Raw genomic sequence first — 26870 nt, 5'->3', positions numbered from 1 at the left:
GGCCTTCACAGACTCCGCACCCGAGGCCGCCGATACACCCCCGCAGGCCCCACAACCAACTCATGCAACGCCCAGACCAGAGCATCGACCCGGTCGGGTGAGCCCTGCCCTTCGAACCCCCTCGCGGTCATCTGGCACATCTGCTCCTCCAGCGCGTCCAACCCGGCAACATGCGACACCCGTCCCTGCTCATACAGGGCCGCCACAGGCTCTGCCCGCGCGACCTTGCCACGTGACGCACGCACCGGCCGGAACGGGACCAGAGGGTCCACCTGCCGCACGACCTCTTCCACCAACTGCCCACCCTGATTGACCTCGGCCACCAGCCGCTCGGCCCCGAACTCATCCATCGCGTCAATCGCCGCCTGCGCCCAGCCCGCCGGGCCAACGCCCTGCACCGTCCGGTCAGCCAGCACATAGGCGCGCCACGCCTCGGGCGGGCCTTGCACTTGCGCGCCAACCACCACGATCCCGCAGGCATCCGCGCCTGACCCGGACGTCACCGCCGGGTCCAGCGCCACCACGATGCGATCCAATTCGGGCACTTGTGCGCAGCGCGCCGCCTCAAGCATCGAACCCGTCCACAGCGCGCCGTCCGCATCCGACAGCAACACCCCGTCCAGCTCCTGCCGCCCCAGCCGCGTGCCGGCATAGCGCGCGCGCACTTCCTCCAGAAACGACGCCGCCAGATTGGCTCTGTTCGCCTCGGTCGGTGCATGGGTCTGCACCGTGGAGGGCGACGCCAGCAGATCCTTCAGCACCTTCACATTGCGCGGCGTCGTGGTCACGCAGACCCGGGGCCTCTCGCCCAAACGCAGCGCAAATTGCAGCATGTCCCAGGTATCGCCCGCTTTCTTCCACTTGGCCAGCTCATCCACCCAGGCCGCATCGAACTGCGGCCCGCGCAGCCCTTCGGGATCATGTGCCGAAAACGCCTGAGCCTCGGCCCCGTTGGGCCAGATCAGCTTGCGCTCAGATGCCTTCCACGTGGGTCGCCGATCCGGGGGCGAACATTGCAATATCCCGCTGTCGCCAAAGATCATCACATCGCGTACCTGATCGAAGGTCTCACCAACCAAAGCCACCCGACAGGCCTGCCCCTTATCCAATGGCAAAGACCCCTCGACCATCGACCGCACCCACTCGGCCCCGGCGCGCGTCTTGCCCGCACCGCGCCCGCCCATGATCACCCAGGACCGCCAGTCACCCTCGGGTGGCAGCTGATGCGGCATCGCCCAGAATTCGAACAGGAAAGGGAGGGCACACAGCCCTCCCTCCCCGATCTCACTCAGAAATCTGTCCTGCACCGCAACAGGCGCGGAGGCGAGCCAGCCTGCACCCGACTTCAAACCGAGCTCGGTCAAGATCGAGCGCGTACCCTCCTTGGGCAATTCCGGCTTGTCTGTGATGTTGTTCGACAAAGCTTGTCTCCACTTTCTGACAACTTCGGATCAGCCCCTCTAACTGCCCGAGTTGCTTGGCTGAACCAGCAAGATCTGCATCCTCCCCGGCTCCGATCTGTTTGCGCAGTTCTTCCGCCGCTTGCCGCAGATCGCGAATGGACCTCTCAAGCGACTGCAACAATTCAGCCGTCTGGGAAATCCGCTCTTCCGGGGTAATCAAAGTCATGTTTGCCTGTGACCTCATGCGTGAGTTTTCTCCGCACGAGAGAAGCAAAAAAACGGCCACCGGGTCGCCCCGGGGCCGCTGCCCACTTCTTCTAGCATGTCACAAGATATATAGGATTAAGTCCGCAAAGTCAATGCGTAACGCAACGCCGAGGCAACACGCAGCGATCGCTGTTTTGGGTTTTTCTTTACCTCTTACTCTCAGCGCTGGCCTGTCAAATCCTGCGCCAGCATCAGCGCATTCCTATCCGGATCATAAAACGTTGCCGTGCTGACCATCCCCTCAATCGTGTCCGTTTCACCGTCAAATTCCACGCCTGCAAGTTCCAACTTTCCACGCGCCTCCGCGATATCCGCGACTTCGAAGACAGGCACGCAATTCCCCGGAGAGGCTTCGGCCTGTTCGCCCAGTCCCAAAGTGACTCGGTCGACATTGGTTCGCAATTCGCTCCATCCTGCTTCATCAATGTGGTGGATAAGCTCGAATCCCAGCTTGGCGGCGTACCATTCCGCACTGGCATGTCGATCCCGAACGGACATCGCAAGTGTGATGGTGTTCTTCAATGAAACGAGCGACATAAGGCTTTTCCTTTTTGAAAAATATATTTACTATACTTTATGGACATAGATACACTTGTCAAGCTGACGTCGCGGGCTTGGTCCCTGAAAATTCTTGCGCTGCTGCACGCCAAAGTTCCGGGCCGACAAGCCCCGCTTCTGGCAGCGACCGACGCAAGCCGAACCGCCTTTGCAGCCAGTCTTGCTCATCTTATTGAACTTGGAATGATCGAAAGAAATCCCGGCCATGGGCACCCTCTACGTCCAGAATTTCGACTAACGCCATGCGGGACCGAGGCTGCCGCGATCGCCAGCAAGATAATTACCACCGCCCGCTCTGAGGATGAAATCAGACTTCTGCGAAAATCCTGGACTGTGCCAGTTCTGGCGTTGGCAAGCACCCCTCATCGTTTCTCGGCCATCAAATCAGGTCTTTCGGTCATTACAGATCGGGCGTTGTCCTCATCCCTTCACCAATTGGAAGCACAAAACTGGATCCGACGCGACATTCACACTGCCGAGAGGATGCCATTTCCAACCTATCAGGCCGTGAATACTGGAATGGCGATCAACAGGGCCGTTGGTTTAACACTGTAATTCAATGGCAGTCTGGTGCCGCGAACAGTGCCTTATTCGACTCAGAAGACCACCAGAAGGCTTGCCAGCGCTTGACATTCCATGGCGGAACCCTCATGTGCCCCACATCACAGCGCTGATGCGTGAGCCCAAGCGGACCTCGTCCGCCCCACAGCGCCAACTCATCATTCCGGTTCCCCATCACGCAGGGTTCTTGACGCGACGGCCGGATGGCGCAGGATACGCCTGCTCGTCCCGAGGTCTCGCACAACCCCTGCCGGTCGCCAACGCGCGACCCTTCATGACCTGTCCGCGGGCAAACGCTCCGGGCTGCAAAAGGATAGTTATTTGTTCGACTTTGATATGCTGGGCCTTGCCCCGGCACTAAACGAGGCACTCAAACGTGCCAATTTCACTCAACCCACCCCGATCCAGAACCAGGCGATTCCGCTTGCTCTGAATGGTCACGACATTCTGGGACTGGCGCAAACCGGCACCGGAAAGACCTTGGCTTTTGGCCTGCCTCTGATCGATCACCTTCTGGCCCAACCCGGCAAGCCCGACCCGAAAACCGCTAAAGCGCTGATCCTGGCGCCCACCCGGGAACTTGTGAATCAAATCGCCGACAGCCTCCGCACCTTGACGAAAGGCACCAAGCTGCGTGTGGCCACCGTCGTCGGCGGCCAATCGATCAACAAGCAGATAATGTTCCTTTCCCGTGGCACCGATATTCTGGTCGCCACACCGGGCCGCCTGATAGATCTGATGGAGCGGGGCGCGGTAAACCTCGGAGCGGTACGCCATCTGGTGCTGGACGAAGCAGACCAGATGCTTGACCTGGGCTTTATCCATGCACTGCGAAAAATCGCTCCGGCACTGGGCACCCCACGCCAAACCATGTTGTTTTCGGCCACCATGCCGAAGCAGATGGAAGAGCTCAGCCGTGCTTACCTGACCAACCCGCAGCGGGTGCAGGTCTCGCCTCCGGGCAAAGCCGCCGACAAGATTACGCAGTCTCTGCACTTCGTTTCCAAGCCCGGGAAACCAGCCAAGCTGCGTGAAATCCTCTCAAAAGATGTGGACGCTCTGACACTGGTCTTTACCCGCACCAAACATGGCGCGGAACGGCTGATGAAAGGGCTTGTGGCCGATGGCTACAACGCCGCATCCATCCACGGCAACAAAAGCCAGGGTCAGCGCGATCGTGCCATCAAGGCGTTTCGCGCGGGCGAAATCAACATACTGGTCGCCACCGACGTTGCCGCCCGGGGCATCGACATCCCGGGCGTCGCCTACGTGATCAACTTCGACCTGCCCGAGGTGCCTGACAACTACGTCCACCGTATCGGGCGCACCGCCCGCGCAGGGCGCGAGGGCGAAGCCATCGCCTTCTGTTCCGCGGAAGAAGTTGATCTGCTGCGCCAGATTCAAAAGCTGATGAAGATCGAGATTCCAGTTGCCAGTGGCGCGATGCCCGAAGCCGTGCAACCTGAAAAACCGGCGCGCCGCCCGAACAACCGTCGCCGGGGGTTCAAACCCAAGCCCGCCAACGGGGAAGGAAAACCCGCAGCAAACAAACGGCGTCGTCCACGCAGCAAACGTCCGGCGGCCTAAGATCGGAACACAAAAAAGCCAACGCCGGTTCAATGACCGGCGTTGGCGCAACACGATGAACGAAACCATTTTTCGTTCAGATCAATTTCCCGAATTCTGCTCTGCCTCAATCTCGCGCCATTTGGCGACATTGCGATTGTGCTCCTGCAAAGTTTCGGCAAATGCATGGCCACCCGTGCCATCGGCAACGAAGAACACGAAATCCGTGTCATCCGGCGCAACAGCAGCTTCAAGGCTGGCCAAGCCCGGATTGGCAATCGGCGTCGGTGGCAAACCGTCTATCTGATAGGTGTTCCACGGCGTTGGTCGGTTCAGCTCGCTGCGGCGCAGTCCGCGCCCCAACGTGCCTTGCCCTTTGGTGACGCCATAGATGACGGTCGGGTCCGTCTGCAACCGCATCCCCTGTTTCAGCCGGTTCACAAAAACACTGGCCACTTGCCCGCGCTCTTCCGGAACTCCGGTTTCCTTTTCGATGATCGACGCAAGGATCAGCATTTCTTCGGGACTTTGCAGCGGTAACCCGTCCTGACGGCTTTCCCAAACGGCGTTGATCCGCAATTGTTGCTTGTCCTGCATCGCCTGCAAAATGTCGTTACGGTCCAGGCCCGCCACAACATCGTAACTGTCTGGCGCCAGCATCCCTTCGGCCGGGATCTCGGTCACCTCACCTGTCAATGCGTCGAACGCCTTCAACGCCTGGACCACCTGCCACGAGGTCACACCTTCGGCCAGCGACACGCGGTAACGGGTGTCCGCCTCGTTGCGTTTCTCGGTATAGGCCTCAGGCACCTCTTCTTCCGACGGATCAAACGACGCGATTTCGACGAAATCCAGGGTCGCAGGGTTCAACTCGCGCACACGGGTCTGAGCACGCGTCACACCGATACGATACTCAATCTCGGATCCACAGGTGCTGGCACCGCTGCTGGTAATTTCGTCGATGATCTGCTCCATCGACGCGCCTTCCCGCACCAGAAAGCTGCCGGCTTTCAACTGCTGCGCCCGATCCGTGTAATCGGCGGCCATCCGAAAGATCGTGGCACTGCGGATCGCGCCCTGCTCTTCCAGTTCCTGACTGACACGTGTCATGTTCGATCCGCTTCTGACCTGAAGACAGATTGCGGTTTCAAGCGGGCCTTCGGCCTTGTACTGGGTCTGACCCCAAAGGATCAGTCCTCCCATCAGAAACAAGCCGACCACCAGAATGGTCAGCGCGTTCGAAGCAATGGCCCGCCACATTTAGTTGACCTTTCCGAAGATCACGCTGGCATTGGTGCCGCCAAACCCGAACGAGTTCGACAGGGCCACGTTGATCTCGCGCTCACGCTTGGCGTTCGGGGCCAGATCAATCGGTGTCTCCACCGCGGGGTTGTCCAGGTTGATCGTCGGAGGTGCGACCTGATCGCGGATCGCCAGAATCGAGAAGATTGCCTCGATCGCCCCCGCTGCACCCAAAAGGTGACCGGTTGCCGATTTGGTCGACGTCATGGTGGCGTTCGCGGCGTGGTCTCCCAGCAGACGTTCGACCGCACCCAGTTCGATCGTATCCGCCATGGTCGAGGTGCCATGGGCGTTGATGTAGTCCAGGTCCTTCGGCTCCAGCCCCGCGCTGCGCAACGCGGCTTTCATCGAACGTTCTGCCCCGTCACCGTCCTCGGACGGTGCCGTGATGTGATATGCGTCGCCCGACATGCCATAGCCCAGCACCTCGGCGTAAATCTTCGCACCGCGGGCCTTCGCGTGTTCATACTCTTCCAGGATGACGATGCCCGCACCTTCGCCCATGACGAATCCGTCGCGGTCAACGTCATAGGGTCGGCTGGCCGCCTTTGGATTATCCGCATATTTGGTCGACAACGCCTTGCATGCGTTGAACCCGGCGATGCCGATCTCGCAGATGCAGCCTTCGCCGCCACCAGCGACCATGACGTCTGCGTCCCCTGCCCGAATGATACGGCTGGCGTCACCGATTGCATGGGCACCGGTGGAACACGCCGTCACGACCGAATGGTTCGGCCCCTTGAAGCCATGCCGGATCGACACCTGACCTGATGCCAGGTTGATCAGAGCACCCGGAATAAAGAACGGTGAAACCCGGCGCGGGCCTTTGTCGCGGATCAGATTGGCGGTATTCGCGATCGAACCCAACCCCCCGATGCCAGAACCGATCAGAACACCTGTTCGCAGGCGGTCCTCTTCATCTTCCGGCAACCAGTTCGCATCCTTGCACGCCATTTCAGCGGCTGCGATGGAATACAGGATAAAGTCCTCGATCTTGCGCTGCTCTTTCGGCGGCATCCAGTCATCGGGATTGAAGGTCCCGTTGGTTCCGTCCCCGCGGGGCACCTCACAGGCGTAGGTCGTGGTGACACCACTGCCTTCCGCATCAAAATGCGTGATGGGACCAGCGCCGGACTCTCCGTCCAGCAGCCGCGACCAGGTTTCCTCGACCCCGCTGGCCAAAGGAGTGACCAATCCAAGACCGGTTACAACGACTCTGCGCATGAAGTGCCTCTTGCCTGCTTCCTGTTATGAGAACCGCTCTTACCCCGGCCCGGGGTCCGGGGGCAAGAGCAACGGCGATTTCATGCGGGCTTCTCGCCGCCGGGTAACCGAAGCAGTACCGCTTTGGGTTACGGAAATCGGCGCCGCCCTTTCACGATTCCGGTTGAAAGGGCGAAGCGTATTTATTGGAACTGTGCCACCGGCTCATGCGCCGATTTTGCCATTTCCAGAGCATCCGTCAGGTCAAGTGTCTTGCGAAACAATGCACGCCCCACGATCGCACCCGAGATATTGGGAATATACGCCAGCCGCGAGATGTCATCCGCGGTACGTACAACCCCGCTTGCTATCACCGGGGTGCGCGATTGACTGGCGATCCCCGAGATCAAACCAAGTTGAGCTTCGACGTCCTCCATATCGCTGTCGATATCGGTCACCACGATAGCAGCAAACGGCGCCCCCTCGAACGCGTCGATAAACGCTTCGGGCGTGAATACGCTTTGGCTGCGCCAGCCATCCGTCATTACAAAACCTTGCCAGACATCGACCGACAGCACGATTTGATCCGGGTAGAGCGTGGCCAATTCCTTGACCAGCTTCGGCTCGCGCGCTGCCAGCGTCCCTATCACGACGCGACCGACGCCCTTGTCGATCCAGCGCTCGACCTGTTCGCGGGTCCGCATGCCACCTGCCAACTGAACCGGGATTTCGGCCGCGCGGATAATCTCTTCAATCAATTCGACGTTGGTATCTTTGCCCTCTATCGCATCGAAATCAGTCAGGTGCATCCATTCGGCACCCGCTTCGGCCCAGCTTCGCGCCGTTTCAACCGGGTTTACGTGCCAAATCATAGCGTTGTCCAAACGACCTTTGTCTAACGTGACACACCGGCCGTTCTGCAACTCCATAGTGGGGTATATCCTCATGAGCTCGGTCCTCCGCTCAATCGCTCTGAAAATCCCCGGCAGCATACACCTGGAACGCCCTCCCAATATCACCGGGATCGGCACAGTTTGGCCATTTTGCGGCATAGTGTCGAAGTGGCGGATTTACGCGAGCGCAGGTGGCCCGTTGCGCCGAAGCAAATGCACCGGGGTTTCATTATACACCCCTTCCCGCATCAATACATAGCCCAGCTTTTTGGCAAGCTTCTGCGACGAGGCGTTGGACGCATTCACCATCGCAACCAAAGGCCCGGGAATCACCCGGTCAAACCAGTCATGCGCTGCCTTGGCCGCCTCATACCCCAGGCCCTGCCCCTGCGCCTCGGGCGCCAGAACCCAACCCGCCTCGGGAAACCCGTCGAAATCCTCGCCCATCCGGCGGTTTCCGTAAAAGAAACCGGCCTGTCCGATCAGCTTTCGATCCGATTGTTGCAGCACACCCCATTGTCCAAACCCGGCCATGTGCCAATGCCCGGCATTGCGCAAAAAGGAATCCCATGCTTCTCCGCGCGATCGGGGTGAGCCGCCAATATGCTGAACGACGCACGGATCTCTCCAGATCTCGGCGAACCGGTCAAAGTCCTCCGGGCGCATGGCACACAGCGTCAAACGCGCGGTATTTATCATGGGAGTGGATCTTATCATGCCCTGTCCACTTTGAATTTTGCCTCAATGGAAACAGTGCGCATCCAAAAATGACCGCGCAAGCATGAATTTTGAACAAGCATAAAAAAACGGCGCCTCCGTTGCCCGGAAGCGCCGCATTTGTTCAGAGGGAAACGCTTAGGACGCTTCGCTGATGAACTTTACGGCGTCGCCGAAGGTCTGGATGGTCTCGGCTGCGTCATCGGGGATTTCGATGCCGAACTCTTCTTCGAAGGCCATGACCAGTTCAACGGTGTCCAGGCTGTCTGCGCCCAGATCATCGATGAAGGACGCGTTTTCCGCGACTTTATCTTCTTCAACACCCAGGTGCTCAACAACGATCTTCTTAACGCGATCTGCGACGTCGCTCATGTCTATTCCTCATTCCTTTACAGGGCGGTCTGCCCGATTCTGCCCTTGCCCGCACGGGTTGGCTTTGATTTGCCCGTTTCGGGCGGTTTGGGTCCCGGCGAACCGGGAAGTCGAAGGCCGACCTGAACAACCGGCCCCGCATAGATGCGCCGCCTATAGCATAGTCGACGCAAGAGGCAAACGCTTTCGCGCTGCCCCTGTGGCGATCACAACATGGCCATGCCGCCGTTCACATGCAAGGTGCTTCCGGTAACATAACCCGCTTCGGGGCTGGCAAGATACAGAACGGCCGCTGCGATTTCTTCGGGATCGCCCATGCGATTGGCCGGAACCTTGAGTAACAGACCCTTTTTCTGTTCCTCGGTCAACTTCTCGGTCATTGCCGTGGTGATAAAACCCGGCGCCACGGCATTCACTGTAATTCCGCGCGTTGCCACTTCGTGAGCCAAAGCCTTGGAAAACCCTATCATTCCGGCTTTTGACGCAGCATAGTTTGCCTGCCCCGGGTTGCCAATTGCGGCCACCACGGACGAGACATTCACGATCCGGCCCCAGCGTGACTTCATCATGCCGCGGATCACACCTTTGCACAGTTTCATCGTCGAGGTCATGTTCACGTCAATAACGCTCTGCCATTCCTCATCGGACATGCGCATGAACAGGTTGTCGCGCGTGATACCCGCATTGTTCACCAGGATATCCACCGATCCCATCGCCTCGGCCGCTTGCTTTGGCAACGCTTCGACGGCCTCCGGATCGCTCAGATTGCAAGGCAACACATGCGCGCGTTCGCCCAGTTCGTCTGCCAGAGCCTGCAATGGCTCGACACGTGTACCGGACAATCCGACCGCTGCGCCAGCACCGTGCAACGCACGTGCAATGTCGCCTCCGATACCACCCGAAGCACCGGTGATCAGCGCATTCTTACCTGTCAAATCAAACATTCGGTTTTCCTCTTGGTGCGTCGGCCACGACGCTTTTTGAGCTTACGATTCGGCCTGAATGGCCTTTTGAACATCTTCCGGTGTGCCCACTGCCTTGCCTGCAATGGCACGATCGATCTTGCGGATCATGCCGGACAACGCTTTGCCAGCACCGATTTCCCACGTTTCAGTCACGCCCTGCGCGGCCATGAACTGAACGCTTTCCCGCCAGCGAACCGAACCCGTCACCTGTTCCACCAGCAACTGACGTATCAGATCCGGATCACTGACGGCTTCGGCGCGCACATTGGCCACCAAAGGCACGGAAGGCGCCTTTATCTCGACGGCAGCAAGCGCTTCCGCCATGACATCTGCCGCAGGCTGCATCAGCGCACAGTGAAATGGAGCACTTACAGGCAACATAACAGCACGTTTTGCGCCTTTTTCCTTGGCAATCTCGGCGGCACGCTCGACAGCGGCCTTGGAACCGGACACAACGACCTGGGTTGGATCGTTGTCATTGGCAGCCTGACAGACCTGTCCCTGCGCGGCTTCTTCTGCAACGGCGCGCACCGCCTCCAGGTCCAATCCAAGAATGGCCGCCATTGCGCCCTCGCCCACCGGTACGGCACTTTGCATCGCAAGACCGCGGGTGCGCAGCAAGCGCGCGGTGTCCGCAACCGACAGAGCCCCCGCTGCCGCAAGGGCCGAGTATTCACCCAAGGAATGACCCGCCACGAAAGCCGCCTGACCAACCGAAACGCCTTCGGCTTCCAGCGCACGCATTGCCGCCATGGATGTCGCCATAAGAGCAGGCTGGGCGTTCTGAGTCAGCGTCAAGTCGGCGATGTCGCCTTCCCAGATCAATCTGCTCAGCTTCTCTCCCAGTGCCTCGTCCACCTCATCGAAGACGGCCTGCGCCGCCGGATAAGCATCGGCCAGTGCTTTGCCCATACCGATGGTCTGGGCGCCCTGCCCCGGAAAAACGAACGCGAGTGTCATTGCAACCTCATGGATGATGTCAGGTTGCGGCGGGGTGTAAACTGACTGATCGTCTGGCACAAGCACTGCCTGTGTTCTGCATTCTGGCACCTTGGCTGTGCACAAGCGCTTACTTGTGCCGACTTCCGATAACCTTAACTTGGGCGCAGCACAGAATCTCGGAGCGTTGCACCCATGGCCTCGACCAATTCCTTCTCAAGCTACGGAAGTGTCGCAAAGACGTTTCACTGGCTCACCGCGTTGCTGATCTTCACGGCCCTGCCGCTCGGCTGGATCGCGGACAACCTGGCCCATGCTGTATTGCATGCCTCCACAGCCCCAAGCGAGGCCGAAATCGCACGCGCGGCGCGCATGTTTTCATTGCACAAAACCGTAGGCATCACCGTGTTCTTCGTTGCTTTGGCTCGGATAGTGTGGGCCTTCACGCAAACCAAGCCCGGCCTGCTGAATGCCGACAACAAGCCCGAGGCTTTTGCCGCCGAAACCGTCCACTGGCTTCTTTATGGGTCACTGATGCTTGTGCCACTGACCGGTTGGGTGCACCACGCCGCAACCGAAGGGTTTGCTCCAATCCTCTGGCCCTTCGGCCAAAATCTGCCTTTTGTAGCGAAATCAACCATTGTGGCCGAGGTGACAGGCGTTCTGCATTGGCTGTTCATGTGGACGCTCGTCGGCGCGCTGGTCCTGCATGTTGCCGGAGCGTTGAAGCATCACATCATAGACAAAGACAGCACGTTGCGCAGGATGTTGCCGGGTGGGTCAGATGCACCGGAGCCTCCGCACCAGCATCATTCCCTTGTGCCCGCCGTCGCCGCGGTGGCCGTTTGGGCGCTTGTCCTCACCGGCGGCTGGGTCTCTGGCGAATTTGCGCGTGAGGCCGACGATGATGACGCCGACGTCCAACTGGCCGAGGTGCAATCAGACTGGCAGGTTCAGAACGGCACCCTGTCCATCACGATTTCCCAATTGGGCAGCCCGGTCACCGGCTCGTTTTCCGACTGGACAGCCGCAATTGCTTTTAACGACCCTGCCGAGCCTGGCCCGGCCGGGTCCGTCGAGGTCACGATCGCAATAGGGTCTCTCAGCCTCGGAACCGTAACCGAACAGGCCATGGGTGCGGATTTCTTTAACAACGCCCAGTTTCCGACGGCCCAGTTCACGGCTGACATTTTCAAAACCGAAAGCGGATATGAGGCACGCGGACCACTGACAATCCGCGACAAGACGATCGATATCATACTCCCGTTTTCACTGGACCTTCAGGACGACACCGCGACCATGACGGGCTCGGTTGATCTGAACAGGTTGGATTTCGGCATCGGCGCATCGCAGCCCACCGAAGACTCGCTCGGCTTCATCGTCACCGTCGCTGTGGAACTCGCCGCGTCCCGCAGTCAGTAATGCCAAAAAATACCGCCGGTGACAGGATCACCGGCGGTTTTCGTGTTCGTTGTCTTGCGCTTATTCGGCTTTTTGCGCTTCGACCGAGATCTGCACCTGCACTTCGTCACTTACAAACGGTGCGAACTGGCCCAGATCAAATTCACTGCGGACAAGGGTCGTGGTGGCGTTGAAACCGGCCCATGGCTTGTTTGCCATCGGGTGGGTGTCAACCTTGTTCAGTTTGGCATCCAGAACAACGGATTTGGTCACGCCGTTCATGGTGAGGTCGCCGGTGATCTTGGCCGTGTCTTCACCGGTCACTTCGATACCCGTCGAGGTAAAGGTGATCAGATCGCCCTCGGTCGCACCAAAGAAATCCTCGGTCATGAAGTGATCTTCACGTGGCTTCCAGCCGGTGAGCATCTCCAATACCGGCATCGACACGCTCACGCTGGAGGCGGCGGGATTTTCCTGATCGAACATGATTTCGCCCTCAAAGCCCGAGAACATGCCGGTTGTGGTTGAAAAGCCCAGGTGGTCATAGCTGAAGACAACCTGGCTGTGGCTCGGGTCCAGCACGTATTTCTCGGCGCTGGCGAATGCCGTGGTCGCCGATACGGCCAGTGCAGCAGCAAGAAGGGTGGATTTCATAACAATCTCCGCGTTTTTTGTGAATGCAAACCGTCTGGGTTGCTCACAAACAAAATGTGCCGCCTGTCAGCGGCACACAACCTTTTTCGAGTCACAACATCTGTTCCTTTTTGAACAGAATAAAGTTCAGCCGAAAATTGTTACGCTCTTGCTCAGTTGCCCTTTCAACGCTCGGCTGACATCCGCCGATTCAAGGGGCAGCTTCATCAAAAGGCTCCCATCCACATCAAACAAGTGGACTTCGTTTTCCTCAAAACGCGCACCACCCAGCGATTCATAGCTGCGGCGCAGCACCGTCTGAGGGCGTCCGTCTTCGTTCTTTTGCAGAACACGGACTTCGCGGCGGATCGGATCGAAATAGGCATCCGGGCGCTGATCAAGTACTTCGATCGTCAGCAAACTGACACCGACGATCAGAAACAGCATGGATGCCACCATCTTGATCGGCCAGACATCTGCACCCACGATCGAACCCGGCATCAGCCACATCGAAAACGCCGAAAAGATCAGGAACGCTCCGACCAACCGCGCCAGGATCAAACGGGCCTTCCAGTTTGGCGCGAAGGCAATCATTACCGGCACCGAATGCTCAAAGCGCGAGCCTGCCGCCTCTTCCCGGTATGTGTTTGTATTGGTCGCGGTCATAACACTTCACCTTTTATCAGGTTACTGTCGATTTTCTGTTTGGTCCGGGTAACGTCCGGTATGCAAAACAACTTTGAGCCGAAAAGCGTCAGCATTTGGGCGGCCCAAAGGAAATTGGGCGGCGTCTCAAAGGCATATGTGGCGGGGCTTGCTCCTGCGGTTCAAACGTGTATACGGGGCCATCCTTCGCAATCAGATGAATCGCGCAGCCTCTCGTGGCAGGGTCGCGAAGGACCGGATGGCCCCGCCTATGAAATGCGCCTTGACATAAACAGGAGTGCACATGCCACTGTATGAGCATGTAATGATCGCGCGTCAGGATCTGTCCAACGCGCAGGCGGAAAGCCTCGTCGAACATTTCGGCACCGTTCTGGCTGACAACGGCGGCAAGCTGGTTGATAGCGAGTACTGGGGCGTCAAGACGATGGCCTACAAGATCAACAAGAACCGCAAGGGCCACTATGCCTTTCTGAAAACCGATGCCCCCTCGGGCGCGGTGCAGGAAATGGAACGCCTGATGCGCCTGCATGATGACGTCATGCGCGTTCTGACCATCAAGGTTGACGGTCACGAAGACGGCCCGTCGGTTCAGATGCAGAAGCGTGACGAACGTGGCGACCGCCGCGAGCGTCGTTGATCACCGCCTGAGGAAAGGACACTAAACCATGGCCGCAAAACCATTTTTCCGCCGCCGCAAGGTCTGCCCGTTCTCGGGTGAGAACGCGCCGAAAATCGACTACAAAGACACCCGTCTGCTGCAGCGCTACATCTCTGAGCGTGGCAAGATCGTACCTTCGCGCATCACCGCCGTTTCGGCGAAAAAGCAGCGTGAACTGGCCCGTGCTATCAAGCGCGCCCGCTTCCTCGCCCTGCTGCCCTACGCCGTGAAGTAAGGAGAGACTGACATGCAAGTTATCCTTCTGGAACGCGTTGCGAAACTGGGTCAGATGGGCGACGTCGTTGACGTCAAGCCCGGCTACGCCCGCAACTTCCTGCTGCCCCAGGGCAAAGCCCTGAGCGCGTCCGATGCCAACATCGCGTCGTTCGAAGCCCAGAAAGCGCAGCTTGAGGCCCGCAACCTGGAAACCAAGAAAGAAGCTGAAGCACTGGCTGAAAAGCTGGACGGACAGCAGTTCATCGTGATTCGCTCGGCATCGGATGCTGGCGCTCTGTACGGCTCGGTCACCCCGCGTGACGCCGCTGACGCCGCAACCGAAGCTGGTTTCACTGTCGACAAAAAGCAGGTTGTTCTGGTCAATCCGATCAAGGAACTGGGCCTGCACTCGGTTGCAGTCAAGCTGCACCCCGAAGTCGAAGTTGAAATCAAGATGAACGTGGCGCGTTCGGAAGAAGAAGCCGAGCTTCAGGCCTCGGGCAAATCGATCCAAGAACTGGCCGCCGAAGAAGAAGCAGCCGCTGAATTCGAGATCGCCGAACTGTTCGACGACATCGGCTCGGCCGCATCCGAGGACGAAGAGCTGGCTCCGGAAGCCGCTCCTGCCGAGGAAGACGAAGCCAAAGCCTGATCCGGCAAGGTTTCGAACACAACAAAGGCCGTGCTTCAGCGCGGCCTTTTTTCTTGTCTACGAGACAAACCAGCAAATTTCAGCCCAACTCCATCCATAATCTTGCAGCCAAATACTCAGGCCATATCATTGCCACTCGAAACCCCGGAGAAACTCATGCCCCCGATCACCCGTCGCAATCTCTTGGCACTCTTACTGACAGCCCCGTTGGTTGCCTGCGGTGCAGGAGAAGTCTCCAAGGCCGAAACATCACAGTTCAACCCTATGCTCTATCCAAACGAAACGCCGGAACTTCGCGCGTCGATCAACAAATGGGCGGACCATTACGAGCTTCCGCGAGAGCTTGTTCACAAGCTTGCCATTCGTGAAAGCACGCATCGCCCCTGGGCGGTCAACCGACCCTATTATGGACTGCTGCAAATCCTTCCAGCCACCGCGCGTTCCATGGGGTACACCGGAAACGCCAAAGGCTTGTTGGACGCGGACACCAACCTTGAATTTGCAGGGAAATACCTTCGCGGTGCCTGGCTTCTGTCTGATGGCAACCAGGATCGGGCGATATTTCTTTATGCCAAGGGCTTTTACCCCGAAGCCAAAGCGCGCGGATTGCTGGTGGAAACTGGGCTAAAACCCGCCAACTGACGGTGATTAGCGTCAGAAAGCTGCGTGAAATTAGCACTTTTTGCCGAATAGTGACAAAAATGTTCTATTGAGTGTCTCATTATTTGGAATTGCGCAGACAATTAGTACCTCGCCTTGTCATGTTTAGGAAATTATGGTGTTCTGGCTCGGTGAGGTAAACGGGTTCCACTCTGTGTTATATGCATGCTCGACGACACCATCGGGCTGTAAGATGGGCCGCAGCTGGTAGGCACCACATGGAAATTGTCGATCTGAGCACTCTGCCGGATTCAGAAGTTCGATACACCGAATTTCTAAGGCAAATCTGTGAGAAGCATGATATGGATCATGCTGCATATGCTGGCATGAACCCGGCCGCCGGTACGGTGGCAGGCTTTGTGACCTATGACGACGCCTGGAACAAGCACTACCAGAACCAGGGTCTGATCATGATCGACCCGACCATCCACATGGCCCGCCGCAGCATCGCGCCGGTGGATTGGAGCCGCCTCGAGCGCAGCCCCGATTTCCAACGTGTATTCCGGGATGCCCATGATTTTGGATTGCCGAACCAAGGCGTTACGATTCCCGTGCGCGGCCCCTATGGGGATATCGGCCTGCTGAGCGCAACGCGCAATTGCAGCAAAGAGGAATGGCGCAAGCTTTATACGCATGTCATCAGTGACTTGCAGTCGATGGCAGTACACATCCATGACAACGTGGTTTCATCAGACGAATTGACCAGCGCGCTGTATCATCCAACGCTCTCCAGACGTGAGACAGAGATATTGCAGTGGGTTGCAGCGGGGAAATCGCAACAGGATATCGGCGATATTCTGTCCATTTCGCACCGAACCGTAGAAGTGCACTTGCGTTCCAGCCGAGAAAAGCTTAGTGCGCTGACCACCCCTCAGGCCGTTGGCCGCGCGATTGCAATTGGGCTTATTACCCCAAGTTAAACAAAAAAATCGCCAAATTTCGCCAAAATACGGGAAACCCCCAATAGAAAATCTCCCCGGGCCCGGTAACTTCTAAATTACCGAACAACCACTCGAAGGGGGAAGAAATGATCATCGTGGTAGATGGCCTGAACAGACATATGTTCAGCGAAGTTCTTGACGAAATGTTCGAGCTGAGAGCACGTGTTTTTGGTGGGCGCCTGGGATGGGACGTCAACATTCAAGACGGAAAAGAAATCGACGAGTTCGATCAACTGGACCCGGCATATGTAATCGGACTCGACGATGAGGGGAATGTCGTCGCAGCCGTGCGTGCCCTCCAGACCACCGGACCACACATGTTGTCGGATGTCTTCTCGGCGATCCTTTGCGGCGAAGCACCTCTTCGCAGCGCAACCATGTGGGAATCCACCCGTTTCTGCGTAGACACCCAACGCCTCACGCGTGGCAAGGAAAAGAACTCAGTCTCCTACGCGACTTGCGAGTTGATGATCGGTTCTTTGGAATATGCGAAAAACGCAGGTATTCAGGACATCATCACCGTGATCGATCCGGTCATGGATCGGGTGCTGAAGCGTTCGAATTGCGCGCCTTATGACTATGTCGGCAAGACGGTTCCAATGGGCAAGGTTCACGCATTGGCTGCTTTGTTGGACTGCACCGAAGAACGTATCGCCGGTCTGCGTGAATTTGCGGACATTCACAATGACGTCTTCATGGACGACGAAGAAGCGCTGGCCCTGTTTGCCGCGAAGAAAGCCGCAGCCAAGAATCCTGCGAATCAGGATCACAAACCACTCACCGATCTAGAGAAGTACTTTGTGGAACAGATGAGCGCGGCAAAAACCGAAGCTGAACGGAAAGATGTCCTCAAGCTGATCGAAGCGCTTACGGATACCTTCACGCCAGAACAAAAAACCGCTCTTTTGGAAACCCCCCGTGCTTTTGCTCATGAGGCCTGACCCCCTCACCTCATAGATACAAAAGCCACCCATGCGGAGCCGTCTGATTGCAGGCGGCTCCGTTTTTTTGTCCCTTCTTCCGATGAAGGGAAGGAAGAGGATTACTCCTCTTCCAGTGCCTCAACGGCTTTCTTAAGGTCGTCTTTGCTGACTTCCTTGTCAGTGACCTGAGCCAGCTCCAAAACGTAGTCCACAACCTTGTCTTCAAAGATCGGCGCACGCAGCTGTTGTTGCATCTGTGCGTTCTGCTGAACGAACTCAAAGAACTGACGTTCCTGACCCGGGTACTGACGTGCCTGGTTCATGATTGCCTGTGTCATCTCAGCGTCGGTGACTTCAACCTCGGCCTTCTGGCCCAGTTCAGCCAGCAACAGGCCCAGGCGCACGCGGCGCTCGGCCAGCTTGGTGTGCTCGTCCGTGGGCTCGATCGGGTCATGATCGTGGCCTTCGACTTCTGGGTTTTCTTCGTGCCACAGTTGATGCGCAATCTGCTTGGCCTCGGCTTCAACCAGCGACGGCGGCAGATCGAACGACACCTTCTCGTCCAGCGCATCCAGCAAAGCGCGCTTGATCACGGCGCGAGATGCACCTGCATATTCAGCTTCCAGGCGCTCTGCGATCTGGCTTTTCAGGGCTTCAAGATCTTCGGCGCCGAATTTTTTGGCCAGTTCGTCGTTCACTTCCGCAGCAACCGGTTCTTTGACTTCCTTGATTGTGCAGGTGAACACGGCGTCTTTCCCGGCCAGATGCTCAGCGCCGTACTCTTCAGGGAACGTAACGTTGACGTCCTTTACTTCTTCGGCTTTCACGCCAATCAGTTGATCTTCGAAGCCGGGGATGAAGCTGTTCGAGCCCAGAACCAGCGGGTAATCCTCTGCCGAACCACCTTCGAATTCTTCGCCGTCAACCTTGCCAACGAAATCGAACACGATCTGGTCGCCGTCCTTGGCTTTTGACCCCTTGCGGCGCGCTTTGAAGTCCTGAGCGGTTTCCGCCAGATTGTTTAGCGCCTCTTCGACGGCGGCGTCATCGGCCTTGACGATCAGCTTTTCCAACTCGACCGATTTCAGGTCAACTTCCGGGATCGCTGGTAGCGCCTCGTAGGACATGGCGACTTCCACGTCATCGCCTTCTTTCCAGTCCTCATTGGTCATCTTGACCTCGGGCTGAAGCGCGGGGCGATCACCGCTGTCTTCGAAATGCTTGTTCATGGCGCCGTCGATAGTTTCCTGCATCGCCTCGCCCAACAGGCGCTGGCCAAACTGCTTTTTCAGCAGCGCCATTGGCACCTTGCCTTTGCGGAAACCTTTCATTTCGATTTCCGGCTGCGCCTCGGTCAGCTTTTCATTGACCTTCTCGTCCAGCTCGGCTGCTGACACAACGATGTTGTAGCCACGTTTCAGACCTTCGTTCAGCGTCTCGGTAACCTGCATTATGGTAGTCCCCATAGGATTCGGGGCGCGCAAAAAGGGCGCGCCGGGCAAATTTGAAGCCTTCTATTTGCCCAGCCGCCCACGTGCAAGGGGCAAAGGCTGAATCCAGTGGTATTTGATCGCCAAAACCGCAAAAAAGAACGCCCCGGAAACCGGGGCGTTCGCGCTTGTTCCAGCCGGGCAATCAGAACTTCCAGCGTGCGCCCAGAACCCATGCCTCGTTGTTGTCAAAGGATGTGCCGTCATCGAAATCGTGGTTGCGGTATTTCAGATAGACATCCGTGTTGATCGGTTCGACTTTCTGCACGACCGCGATACCCCAGGCTTTGGTGTCAGAACCGTTGCTCTGGAAATCCGAGCCATCATAATAGTCGATACCGACGCCAGTCTTGCCCCAGGACACCCAGTTGCCTTCGTACGAGATCTTACCGTACCAATAGTTCGGATCCGTGGCACCGGCCTGATCATCGTCGCGCGTACCGCCCGCAATCGTAAAGCCCAGGCCACTGGGAAGCAGGACAGAAGCAGAACCGATCGTATCTTTGCGATCCCCCGAATTGTTATCCCGGTCTCTTACCGAATAGGCAACGGCTGCAGCGAACTCCACACCACCGGCAAAAGTGTTTTCGTAAAACAGACCGACGTCATAATAGTCGTCGTCGTCGCTGCTGGACAAAATGTTCTGACCGTAAGCGAATCCGGCGGAGAACCCATTGAACGACGGCGTATCATACCGCACACGACCACGCCGCGCGCCGTCAAAGTTGCTGGAACTGTCACCCACCGTAATACCGCTCAGCATTCCGGTCGTGTCGCGATAGAAGAACCCTGCATTTTCATCGTTGGTAAACGAATACAGCGCGGTTCCGACATATGACAGATCAACCTCTGCGGCGCCATCGGCGACCATGCTTCCCTGACCTGCCGAAAACTTGCCGTAGCCACCTTTCAACGAGAAGTCCACATGGCGAATGTCTTCGCGATTCCATCCATCTGCGTTGGTTCCGAATTGATCGGCAGACGCCGAACCCGGCAGGCCAAGGCCTGTTTCGAACCAAAACTGGAATTCGTTGCTTCCATATGGCTGCACAAGACGCAGGCCAACACGGCTGTTTGACAGATCGTTGTCGAGAACACGGGTCTCGGTATCCTGTCCGTCATCCACCGAGATCAAGGCGGGGTGCAGCTGTCCATACAACAGTACATATCCGCCACTATTGTTTTCGTACTTCATTTCCGCCACAGCCGGGATGGCGGTCGTCGCAGTCAGAACAGCGGCTATTGATATCGGTTTGATGTTAAGGGTCATTTCACTCACCATGAAAGGTTCGGGTTTCAGGTACTGTCCAATTGTTTACGAAATGCGAGCGTTCCAGTGGCCCGCATTCACTCCCTCGCAAGCATTGCAAATTCGCAACATGGCATATCGAAAAATTGGTTATTTTTCATTTTATTTCATACGGTTACAAGTCCATTCGAAGATCCAAAGCACAGTGTGCAAATAAATTGTGACGTCCAGCTATGCATCTGGCAAACATTCGGTCTGCATTGATGTGAACCTTGACGGCGGATTTCCGCCGACTCGCCGTGAATTGAGCCGTTCCACGCCCAACAAACTCAAATATTCAACTTTCTGAAAACCTCCGGCACCTGTTCCGGCAAATCTTCCGCGATCAAACCCGGCCCGAACTGGCGCGCACATTCCACATGCAGCCACGCCGCAGTTTCCGCCGACCGCATTGGTGGCAAACCTCGCGCCAACAAACCTGCGATGAACCCTGCCAGCACATCACCGGACCCGGCCGTCGCCAACCATGGGGCCGCTCTTTCGTATACGGCCAAGTTGACCACGCACCGGCCATCCGGCACAGCGATCACCGTGTCCGGGCCCTTGAACAGAACTACGCACCTAGCCCGTTTTGCAGCAGCACGCGTTGCGTCCACCTTGGAAAACGCCGGGCCTTTGGCCGGTTGCGCGTTCATCTGCGCGGCAATGTCCGGGAATACCCGTGCAAATTCCCCGCCATGCGGTGTCAGTACGCATTTGTCGTGCAATCGCGCGATCAGGGCGCCGGGATCCTCGGCAAAAGCTGACAAAGCATCCGCATCCAACACGGTCGCCCGCCGCGCAGCCAAGGCCATCGGCACCAGTGCCCGCGCCCGCTCGAATCCCAGCGCAGGCCCCAGGCAGAGCGCATTCAGGCGCGTATCCTCAAGTATTTCAGACAATCCATCAGCCCCATCAACCCGCTGCAACATGAGGGCCGTGATCTGGCTGGCAACCTCCATCTGCGCAGACGGCGGCACACCCAGCGTCACCAACCCCGCTCCAACCCGCAAAGCCCCCCGCGCCGCCAAACGCGCGGCCCCTGTTTTGCCCGCCCCCCCGGACAGGATCAAAGCATGACCGTGTGAGTATTTGTGGCCAACCGAACCTTTCGAAAGCTTCACCCCGTCAGCCTCAGTCGTGTGAACGATCTGACCGTCTTCCAGTGGTTCAAGCCCGATCGACTTGGTTCGGACCGTCCCGCAGGTCACCGGACCATCGCCCAGAACATGCCCAAGCTTTTTACTGTGAAACGTCACCGTCATGTCTGCAACTATCGCCTGACCAAGAATGCGACCACTGTCGGCGCACAAGCCGCTTGGCGCGTCAATTGAAACGACCTTTACGCCTCGATCTCGCAGCAGGTCTCTGACCGGCGCATTGGCCAACATGGAAAACGCCCCTGCAAATGGCCGGGTGAGACCCGTGCCAAAAGCCCCGTCGACAACCAGATCAATGCTCTTTGGAAACCCAAGAAAATCGTCCGCCAACGGGGCGGAGTCGACAGCGAAGACGCGAACCTCGTTCTTTGCCCGCCATCTCTCATAATTCACCCGCGCATCCGGTGGCAGCTTTTGCGGGTCTCCATACAGGAACACCTCAACCGCCCACCCCTGCTTCTGCAAAAGCCGCGCCACGACAAACCCGTCACCCCCATTGTTGCCCGGTCCGCACAGCACCACTGCGCGCAGCGGATCCTCTTCATCTGGCCCTAAATATCCCGGGGAGCGCGAGGGGCTGGCCCCTCGCCTGTCCAACATGGGCCATTCTTCGAAAATCGCGTCAACAACACCCTGGCCGGCCCGCTCCATCAGTTCCAGACCGGTCACGTCACCAGACTTGATGGCGGCCTGCTCAATGGCCCGCATCTGTGCCGCTGTCAGCAATTCCATCCTTTCACCCCGCGCCTGATTCAGTTTTGATTACTTTTTGTGCAAGTCGCTCAAAAATTAGCACCCAACCGTTTTTCCAAGCATCCCGACCTGCACGATATCGCAATCACATTGCCGCCCGATCTTAGACGTGATCACTGCCCCTGAGACAACCATTCAAGGTGAACCGGGATGAAAAAGATCGAAGCGATCATCAAGCCGTTCAAACTGGACGAAGTAAAAGAGGCCTTGCAGGATGTGGGCGTCCAGGGCCTCAGCGTCATCGAGGTCAAAGGCTTCGGTCGCCAGAAAGGCCATACCGAACTGTATCGCGGCGCCGAGTATGTCGTCGATTTTCTGCCCAAGGTTAAAGTCGAGGTCGTATTGGACGACGACCAGGTCGACGCCGCGATCGAAGCCATAGTATCGGCCGCCAAAACCGACAAGATCGGAGACGGCAAGATTTTCGTCTCGCCCGTCGACCAGGCCATTCGCATCCGGACCGGTGAGACCGGCTCGGAAGCGCTCTAACTCACACGATTACTGACACATCTATCAAAAGGACAAAGGGAATGAGCGTAGACGCAGTTCTCAATACAATCCGCGAAGAAGACGTCGCCTATGTCGACATCCGCTTCACCGACGTGCGCGGCAAGCTGCAACACGTCACGGTGGACGTCGATCTGGTCGACGAAGACTTCCTAGAAGAAGGCTTCATGTTTGACGGCTCGTCCATTGCAGGCTGGAAGTCGATCGAAAACTCGGACATGAAACTGATCGCCGACACGACCTCGGCTTACATCGACCCGTTTTATGCGGAAAAGACACTGTGTCTGCACTGCTCGATCGTTGAGCCCGACACCGGTGAAGCCTATGGCCGCGATCCGCGCGGAACCGCGCAGAAAGCCGAAGCCTACCTGAAGTCCAGCGGTATCGGTGACGTTGCCTATATGGGTCCCGAAGCTGAATTCTTCCTGTTCGATGACGTTCGTTTTTCCAACAGCATCAACAAGGTATCCTTCGAAGTTGATGCAACGGATGCGTCGTGGAACACCGACACCGAATATGAGATGGGCAACATGGGCCATCGCCCGGGCGTCAAGGGCGGCTACTTCCCGGTCAACCCCATCGACGAAGCCCAGGACCTGCGCTCGGAAATGCTGTCGACCATGAAACGTCTGGGCATGAAGGTCGACAAGCACCACCACGAGGTTGCATCCTGTCAGCACGAGCTGGGCCTGATCTTCGACAGCCTGACCAAGCAGGCCGACGAGCTGCAAAAATACAAGTACGTCATCCACAACGTGGCACATGCCTACGGCAAGTCGGCCACTTTCATGCCCAAGCCGATCGCGGGTGACAACGGCACCGGCATGCATGTGAACATGTCGATCTGGAAAGATGGCAAGCCCCTGTTCGCCGGCGACAAGTATGCCGACCTGTCGGACGAGGCGCTGTACTTCATCGGCGGCATTCTGAAACACGCCAAGACCCTGAACGCCTTCACCAACCCGGCAACCAACAGCTACAAGCGTCTGATCCCAGGTTTCGAAGCCCCCGTTCTGCGGGCCTATTCGGCACGTAACCGTTCGGGTTGTGTGCGTATCCCATGGACTGAAAGCCCCAAAGCCAAACGTGTCGAGGCGCGCTTCCCCGATCCGGCCGCCAACCCCTATCTGGCATTTGCCGCCCTGCTCATGGCTGGTCTTGATGGCATCAAGAACAAGATCAACCCCGGCGAGGCGATGGACAAGAACCTGTACGACTTGCCCGCCGAGGAACTGGCCGACATCCCGACCGTCTGCGGCAGCCTGCGTGAGGCTCTGGAGGCTCTGGCATCCGATCACGACTTCCTGCTTCAGGGCGATGTGTTCACCAAAGACCAGATTGACGGCTACATCGCGCTCAAGATGGAAGAGGTGGAAACCTACGAGCACACGCCGCACCCGGTGGAGTACGGCATGTACTACAGCTGCTAAGCTGAGTACGGAAACGATTTCGCAGGGCGCCCCTTCGGGCGCCCTCGTCATGTCTGCCCACACGGTTTGACGCGCCGCCGTTGATCCAACAAACTGGTGAGAACACTCCCGACCGGAGACGACAGTATGCCTTGCGATACCTCACCTTTCTCGAAATTCTCAAACTTTGTGACATCCGAACAGGAGCTGAGGAGGATCTCTGGCCATCCGCTGCCGCAGATCACCGCCAAGGAGGTGTCCTCACTCGATCAGATGTGTCGCGATTTCATTGCGACCTCGCCCTTTTGCCTGATCGCTTCGGCCAACACCGACGGGCATCTTGATGTGTCACCCCGTGGCGACCCGCCCGGCTTTGTTCAGGTGCTGTCCGATACCCTGATCGCAGTCCCGGATCGGCCGGGAAACAAACGCGTGGATACGTTTCACAATGTTCTCAAGGATCCGCGCGTCAGCGTCCTGTTCTTTGTTCCGGGCAAGATGGAAACGCTCCGCATTCGCGGCACAGCCCGTATCTGTGCTGACACCCGTTTGCTTGAAACCATGGCCATTGACGGGCACCCGCCCAAACTGGCGCTGCTCATCCATGTCGCGACAGCATTTGCACACTGTCCCAAATGTGTAATCCGCGCACATCTGTGGCAACCCAAAGACTGGCCGGATTCGACCCATCTGCCAAATATGAATGCGATGATGGTGAAACACGCCCGCATCAATGCCACCCCAGAGGAATGGTTCGAAACGCTCAGAAAAAAGGGCGAGCTGGACCTTTATTAACCGCTTTGCCCAAGACGCAGCCCACGCTAGGCTAACCGCAGATTTCAATTCCATCGGATTACGCCCATGTTTCGACTTGCCACCATTCTTGCCCTTTCCCTGACGTCCCCGGTTCTGGCCGCACCCTGTGGCAACACCAGCGCTGGATTTGAGGCATGGAAGGCCGATTTTGCCAAACAGGCACGCAAGGCGGGGGTGAAAAAGAAAGGTCTGCAAGCGCTGTCCCAGACACAATATGCCACGCGCACCATCGCCGCAGACCGCAATCAAAAAAGCTTCAAATACTCGCTGGACAAGTTCATGCGAGTCCGAGGCGCTGATACAATCGTCGCACAGGGGCGCAAACGCAAAGCCGCCAACCCGAACTATTATGCCGCCTTTGAGCGGCAATATGGTGTTCCTGCGGGCGTTTTGATCGCCATTCACGGCATGGAAACCGGCTTTGGCAATTTCATGGGCGACAGTCAGGTTGTTTCCGCAATCACAACATTGGCCTATGATTGTCGCCGGTCAGAGTTCTTTATTCCCCACGCAATTGGGGCACTGAAACTGGTCGACATGGGCAGTATCACAATGTCGACAAAAGGGGCAAAACATGGCGAACTGGGCCACACGCAATTCCTGCCAGGCAACGCCCTGACCTATGGTGTCGATGCTACGGGCGACCGGCGCGTGGACTTCTACAACATGACGGATGCATTGGCCTCAACCGCCAATTTCCTTCGCCAGAAAGGGTGGAAACCGGGACGCGGCTATCAACCCGGAGAACCAAATTTTCGCGTCTTGCAGCAGTGGAATGCAGCCTCTGTCTATCAGCAATCCATCGCAATAATGGCTGCCCGAATCGACAATTAGCCCCGCCGCACCGACAACACGCGCTGCGCCCAATTTCGCCACATTTCCGCCACAGTGACAAACAAAAGCCTTTGGTTGCTTGGTTTCCAAAGCGTAACCAATCGCCGGTAAATTTCACTTTTTTGCATTTTTTGCCAAATTCTCTGCAAGAAGGGGTGCTAACCTTTGGCTGACAGAATATAAAAAAGGACAGGGCAGTGGCTCGGAAGCACAGCTACCATGGCGGCCTGCAATTTGATGGCGACGCAACTGGCGCGATAGAGCGCTTTGGAACGATCGTCGCCACGACGCTGGAAGACTACGGTCATCTGGTCGAGCGCAAGGCCCTGCTCAGCGCGACCGAGGCCAGCATCGTCTCGAGCCAGTATCTTGTGCGGATGACTCTGGATACAGGCACCTCCGGACAGCAGGACCGATACGAGCGCATGGATCGCGCTGCGGGGTTGAAAACCATAACAAAGCCCGGCGTGTCACATCCACAAAACAGGTTGGTACTGACAATAACGCCAGTCTCGCCACTTTTGGACGACGCCGAGATTTCGGAACTGATGCTGGTGGTCACTCTGTATCGCATGGTCGATATCTGTTCGACCCGGCGGGTTGAATGGTTGTCGCCACACACGGTTCTTACTGTCGAGCACTTCATGAGCGCCTTTGACACCCTGACACCAAGCCGAACAAGCCGGGATCGAAAGCAGATCTTTCAATCACTGACCGGACAGTTCGCCGGGATGCAGCAGTCTGAACAGGATGACACGATCACTGCCTTACACACTCCTGCCGCGCGTCCAATTCAACTGACGGACGAACAATTGCTCAGCATCGCGTTCCGAAGCGACGAGGCAGACCTGCCCACCCGGAAGGACGCAGGCGCTTCCATCGCAGTTGATGACAAGCCAAGCGACATCCTGCGGCTCAGCAGTTGGTGCTTGACCGGAGTTCTGGCCAGCATTTCAGCGCCAATTGCCGTATCGATGGCCGCAGTCAATCTGATCCGGGGCGAAGATTTCCGCCTGAACACACAGGTGCTTGTATTCACATTTGCCATTGTCGCACTGAACGCCAGCAACGCGTTGGCCGATGTAGCGGGCGCCTTGGGCATGTAAAGGAATTATCG

At 57.4% G+C, this 26870-nt stretch carries 28 protein-coding genes; 14 read left to right on the top strand and 14 right to left on the bottom strand.

From position 1 onward, the window contains the following. Positions 1-5: 5 nt before the first annotated feature. Together GS611_RS02170 and GS611_RS02165 are read right to left on the bottom strand one after the other, a co-directional pair. Positions 6-1232, bottom strand: a complete 1227-nt coding sequence (locus GS611_RS02170) for a DNA-packaging protein (RefSeq protein WP_245218020.1) — start codon at positions 1230-1232, stop codon at positions 6-8. Between the two features lie 597 nt (positions 1233-1829). Next, positions 1830-2207, bottom strand: a complete 378-nt coding sequence (locus GS611_RS02165; RefSeq protein WP_171631662.1) for a VOC family protein — start codon at positions 2205-2207, stop codon at positions 1830-1832. Between the two features lie 39 nt (positions 2208-2246). Between GS611_RS02165 and GS611_RS02160 the strand changes: the two genes are divergently transcribed. Together GS611_RS02160 and GS611_RS02155 are read left to right on the top strand one after the other, a co-directional pair. Further along, complete coding sequence (locus tag GS611_RS02160; protein ID WP_171631658.1) at positions 2247-2783, top strand: winged helix-turn-helix transcriptional regulator; 537 nt, start codon at positions 2247-2249, stop codon at positions 2781-2783. Between the two features lie 327 nt (positions 2784-3110). Continuing rightward, positions 3111-4376 carry a DEAD/DEAH box helicase gene (locus tag GS611_RS02155; RefSeq protein WP_171631655.1) on the top strand — a complete coding sequence of 422 codons (1266 nt, stop codon included), beginning with the start codon at positions 3111-3113 and terminating at the stop codon, positions 4374-4376. Positions 4377-4457: 81 nt separating this feature from the next. Here the strand turns inward: GS611_RS02155 and mltG are convergent, their stop codons facing one another. The 7 genes from mltG to fabD form a co-directional block, all read right to left on the bottom strand. Beyond that, positions 4458-5615: an endolytic transglycosylase MltG gene (gene mltG / locus GS611_RS02150; protein ID WP_171631652.1), complete on the bottom strand. Its 1158-nt coding sequence runs from the start codon at positions 5613-5615 to the stop codon at positions 4458-4460. Continuing rightward, positions 5616-6881 carry a beta-ketoacyl-ACP synthase II gene (fabF, locus tag GS611_RS02145; protein WP_171631648.1) on the bottom strand — a complete coding sequence of 422 codons (1266 nt, stop codon included), beginning with the start codon at positions 6879-6881 and terminating at the stop codon, positions 5616-5618. It lies immediately after the preceding gene. Between the two features lie 182 nt (positions 6882-7063). After that, positions 7064-7807, bottom strand: coding sequence for a HisA/HisF-related TIM barrel protein (locus GS611_RS02140; protein WP_171631644.1), 744 nt, complete (start codon positions 7805-7807; stop codon positions 7064-7066). Positions 7808-7930: 123 nt separating this feature from the next. Next, positions 7931-8470, bottom strand: coding sequence for a GNAT family N-acetyltransferase (locus GS611_RS02135; RefSeq protein ID WP_171631641.1), 540 nt, complete (start codon positions 8468-8470; stop codon positions 7931-7933). 138 nt (positions 8471-8608) lie between these two features. After that, positions 8609-8842 (bottom strand): acyl carrier protein, encoded by a 234-nt coding sequence (locus tag GS611_RS02130; RefSeq protein WP_008756330.1) that lies wholly within the window; start codon positions 8840-8842, stop codon positions 8609-8611. A gap of 206 nt (positions 8843-9048) precedes the next feature. After that, positions 9049-9786 carry a 3-oxoacyl-[acyl-carrier-protein] reductase gene (gene fabG / locus GS611_RS02125; protein WP_171631637.1) on the bottom strand — a complete coding sequence of 246 codons (738 nt, stop codon included), beginning with the start codon at positions 9784-9786 and terminating at the stop codon, positions 9049-9051. 42 nt (positions 9787-9828) lie between these two features. Continuing rightward, entirely contained in the window at positions 9829-10767 is a 939-nt protein-coding gene (gene fabD / locus GS611_RS02120) for an ACP S-malonyltransferase (RefSeq protein ID WP_171631634.1), read from the bottom strand. Positions 10768-10941: 174 nt separating this feature from the next. Here fabD and GS611_RS02115 point away from each other — a divergent pair, with 174 nt between their 5' ends. Then, the gene (locus GS611_RS02115) at positions 10942-12168 is read left to right on the top strand and encodes a cytochrome b/b6 domain-containing protein (protein ID WP_171631630.1); all 1227 of its coding nucleotides are present in this window, start codon (positions 10942-10944) and stop codon (positions 12166-12168) included. Positions 12169-12228: 60 nt separating this feature from the next. Here the strand turns inward: GS611_RS02115 and GS611_RS02110 are convergent, their stop codons facing one another. Then, complete coding sequence (locus GS611_RS02110; RefSeq protein ID WP_171631627.1) at positions 12229-12801, bottom strand: YceI family protein; 573 nt, start codon at positions 12799-12801, stop codon at positions 12229-12231. Between the two features lie 126 nt (positions 12802-12927). Beyond that, complete coding sequence (locus GS611_RS02105) at positions 12928-13446, bottom strand: hypothetical protein (protein ID WP_171167615.1); 519 nt, start codon at positions 13444-13446, stop codon at positions 12928-12930. A 283-nt stretch (positions 13447-13729) separates the two neighbouring features. On the opposite strand from GS611_RS02105, the gene rpsF reads away from it, so the two are divergent. From rpsF to GS611_RS02075, 6 genes are all read left to right on the top strand, one after another. Then, a complete protein-coding gene (gene rpsF, locus GS611_RS02100) occupies positions 13730-14083 on the top strand; it encodes a 30S ribosomal protein S6 (RefSeq protein WP_152458335.1) in 354 nt (117 codons plus the stop codon). A 28-nt stretch (positions 14084-14111) separates the two neighbouring features. Further along, on the top strand, positions 14112-14339 hold the full coding sequence (gene rpsR, locus GS611_RS02095; RefSeq protein WP_005608650.1) for a 30S ribosomal protein S18: 228 nt from the start codon (positions 14112-14114) through the stop codon (positions 14337-14339). Between the two features lie 12 nt (positions 14340-14351). Then, complete coding sequence (rplI, locus tag GS611_RS02090; protein WP_171631623.1) at positions 14352-14972, top strand: 50S ribosomal protein L9; 621 nt, start codon at positions 14352-14354, stop codon at positions 14970-14972. Positions 14973-15128: 156 nt separating this feature from the next. Continuing rightward, entirely contained in the window at positions 15129-15614 is a 486-nt protein-coding gene (locus tag GS611_RS02085; RefSeq protein WP_171631620.1) for a lytic transglycosylase domain-containing protein, read from the top strand. 236 nt (positions 15615-15850) lie between these two features. After that, positions 15851-16552, top strand: coding sequence for an autoinducer binding domain-containing protein (locus GS611_RS02080; protein WP_171631615.1), 702 nt, complete (start codon positions 15851-15853; stop codon positions 16550-16552). A gap of 107 nt (positions 16553-16659) precedes the next feature. Continuing rightward, positions 16660-17514 carry an acyl-homoserine-lactone synthase gene (locus GS611_RS02075; RefSeq protein WP_171631612.1) on the top strand — a complete coding sequence of 285 codons (855 nt, stop codon included), beginning with the start codon at positions 16660-16662 and terminating at the stop codon, positions 17512-17514. Between the two features lie 101 nt (positions 17515-17615). Here GS611_RS02075 and tig read toward each other — a convergent pair whose 3' ends face one another. The 3 genes from tig to GS611_RS02060 all read right to left on the bottom strand — a co-directional run bounded on the left by tig (position 17616) and on the right by GS611_RS02060 (position 22166). Continuing rightward, positions 17616-18947 carry a trigger factor gene (gene tig, locus GS611_RS02070; protein ID WP_171631608.1) on the bottom strand — a complete coding sequence of 444 codons (1332 nt, stop codon included), beginning with the start codon at positions 18945-18947 and terminating at the stop codon, positions 17616-17618. A 184-nt stretch (positions 18948-19131) separates the two neighbouring features. Next, positions 19132-20256: a porin gene (locus GS611_RS02065; RefSeq protein WP_171631603.1), complete on the bottom strand. Its 1125-nt coding sequence runs from the start codon at positions 20254-20256 to the stop codon at positions 19132-19134. Between the two features lie 308 nt (positions 20257-20564). Further along, positions 20565-22166 (bottom strand): NAD(P)H-hydrate dehydratase, encoded by a 1602-nt coding sequence (locus GS611_RS02060; RefSeq protein ID WP_171631599.1) that lies wholly within the window; start codon positions 22164-22166, stop codon positions 20565-20567. Positions 22167-22337: 171 nt separating this feature from the next. On the opposite strand from GS611_RS02060, the gene GS611_RS02055 reads away from it, so the two are divergent. The 5 genes from GS611_RS02055 to GS611_RS02035 all read left to right on the top strand — a co-directional run bounded on the left by GS611_RS02055 (position 22338) and on the right by GS611_RS02035 (position 26859). Further along, positions 22338-22676 (top strand): P-II family nitrogen regulator, encoded by a 339-nt coding sequence (locus GS611_RS02055; RefSeq protein WP_152458342.1) that lies wholly within the window; start codon positions 22338-22340, stop codon positions 22674-22676. Between the two features lie 41 nt (positions 22677-22717). Beyond that, positions 22718-24124 (top strand): type I glutamate--ammonia ligase, encoded by a 1407-nt coding sequence (gene glnA / locus GS611_RS02050; protein ID WP_171631589.1) that lies wholly within the window; start codon positions 22718-22720, stop codon positions 24122-24124. Positions 24125-24250: 126 nt separating this feature from the next. Next, a complete protein-coding gene (locus GS611_RS02045) occupies positions 24251-24898 on the top strand; it encodes an MSMEG_1061 family FMN-dependent PPOX-type flavoprotein (protein ID WP_171631552.1) in 648 nt (215 codons plus the stop codon). Between the two features lie 66 nt (positions 24899-24964). Further along, positions 24965-25753 (top strand): lytic transglycosylase domain-containing protein, encoded by a 789-nt coding sequence (locus GS611_RS02040; RefSeq protein ID WP_171631486.1) that lies wholly within the window; start codon positions 24965-24967, stop codon positions 25751-25753. Between the two features lie 197 nt (positions 25754-25950). Continuing rightward, positions 25951-26859, top strand: coding sequence for a hypothetical protein (locus GS611_RS02035; RefSeq protein ID WP_371732214.1), 909 nt, complete (start codon positions 25951-25953; stop codon positions 26857-26859). The last annotated feature ends 11 nt before the right edge of the window (positions 26860-26870 follow it).

Source organism: Ruegeria sp. HKCCD6119, assembly GCF_013110585.1.
Classification (GTDB): domain Bacteria; phylum Pseudomonadota; class Alphaproteobacteria; order Rhodobacterales; family Rhodobacteraceae; genus Ruegeria.
Note: the sequence above shows the minus strand (reverse complement) of the source record. Positions and strands in the feature narration are given on the sequence as shown.

Excerpts from the sequence above, each read along its gene's own strand:
- GS611_RS02170 (WP_245218020.1), bottom strand. The coding sequence starts at position 1,232 with ATGCCGCATCAGCTGCCACCCGAGGGTGACTGGCGGTCCTGGGTGATC.
- GS611_RS02165 (WP_171631662.1), bottom strand. The coding sequence starts at position 2,207 with ATGTCGCTCGTTTCATTGAAGAACACCATCACACTTGCGATGTCCGTT.
- GS611_RS02160 (WP_171631658.1), top strand. The coding sequence starts at position 2,247 with ATGGACATAGATACACTTGTCAAGCTGACGTCGCGGGCTTGGTCCCTG.
- mltG (WP_171631652.1), bottom strand. The coding sequence starts at position 5,615 with ATGTGGCGGGCCATTGCTTCGAACGCGCTGACCATTCTGGTGGTCGGC.
- fabF (WP_171631648.1), bottom strand. The coding sequence starts at position 6,881 with ATGCGCAGAGTCGTTGTAACCGGTCTTGGATTGGTCACTCCTTTGGCC.
- GS611_RS02140 (WP_171631644.1), bottom strand. The coding sequence starts at position 7,807 with ATGAGGATATACCCCACTATGGAGTTGCAGAACGGCCGGTGTGTCACG.
- GS611_RS02135 (WP_171631641.1), bottom strand. The coding sequence starts at position 8,470 with ATGATAAGATCCACTCCCATGATAAATACCGCGCGTTTGACGCTGTGT.
- GS611_RS02130 (WP_008756330.1), bottom strand. The coding sequence starts at position 8,842 with ATGAGCGACGTCGCAGATCGCGTTAAGAAGATCGTTGTTGAGCACCTG.
- fabG (WP_171631637.1), bottom strand. The coding sequence starts at position 9,786 with ATGTTTGATTTGACAGGTAAGAATGCGCTGATCACCGGTGCTTCGGGT.
- fabD (WP_171631634.1), bottom strand. The coding sequence starts at position 10,767 with ATGACACTCGCGTTCGTTTTTCCGGGGCAGGGCGCCCAGACCATCGGT.
- GS611_RS02115 (WP_171631630.1), top strand. The coding sequence starts at position 10,942 with ATGGCCTCGACCAATTCCTTCTCAAGCTACGGAAGTGTCGCAAAGACG.
- GS611_RS02110 (WP_171631627.1), bottom strand. The coding sequence starts at position 12,801 with ATGAAATCCACCCTTCTTGCTGCTGCACTGGCCGTATCGGCGACCACG.
- GS611_RS02105 (WP_171167615.1), bottom strand. The coding sequence starts at position 13,446 with ATGACCGCGACCAATACAAACACATACCGGGAAGAGGCGGCAGGCTCG.
- rpsF (WP_152458335.1), top strand. The coding sequence starts at position 13,730 with ATGCCACTGTATGAGCATGTAATGATCGCGCGTCAGGATCTGTCCAAC.
- rpsR (WP_005608650.1), top strand. The coding sequence starts at position 14,112 with ATGGCCGCAAAACCATTTTTCCGCCGCCGCAAGGTCTGCCCGTTCTCG.
- rplI (WP_171631623.1), top strand. The coding sequence starts at position 14,352 with ATGCAAGTTATCCTTCTGGAACGCGTTGCGAAACTGGGTCAGATGGGC.
- GS611_RS02085 (WP_171631620.1), top strand. The coding sequence starts at position 15,129 with ATGCCCCCGATCACCCGTCGCAATCTCTTGGCACTCTTACTGACAGCC.
- GS611_RS02080 (WP_171631615.1), top strand. The coding sequence starts at position 15,851 with ATGGAAATTGTCGATCTGAGCACTCTGCCGGATTCAGAAGTTCGATAC.
- GS611_RS02075 (WP_171631612.1), top strand. The coding sequence starts at position 16,660 with ATGATCATCGTGGTAGATGGCCTGAACAGACATATGTTCAGCGAAGTT.
- tig (WP_171631608.1), bottom strand. The coding sequence starts at position 18,947 with ATGCAGGTTACCGAGACGCTGAACGAAGGTCTGAAACGTGGCTACAAC.
- GS611_RS02065 (WP_171631603.1), bottom strand. The coding sequence starts at position 20,256 with ATGACCCTTAACATCAAACCGATATCAATAGCCGCTGTTCTGACTGCG.
- GS611_RS02060 (WP_171631599.1), bottom strand. The coding sequence starts at position 22,166 with ATGGAATTGCTGACAGCGGCACAGATGCGGGCCATTGAGCAGGCCGCC.
- GS611_RS02055 (WP_152458342.1), top strand. The coding sequence starts at position 22,338 with ATGAAAAAGATCGAAGCGATCATCAAGCCGTTCAAACTGGACGAAGTA.
- glnA (WP_171631589.1), top strand. The coding sequence starts at position 22,718 with ATGAGCGTAGACGCAGTTCTCAATACAATCCGCGAAGAAGACGTCGCC.
- GS611_RS02045 (WP_171631552.1), top strand. The coding sequence starts at position 24,251 with ATGCCTTGCGATACCTCACCTTTCTCGAAATTCTCAAACTTTGTGACA.
- GS611_RS02040 (WP_171631486.1), top strand. The coding sequence starts at position 24,965 with ATGTTTCGACTTGCCACCATTCTTGCCCTTTCCCTGACGTCCCCGGTT.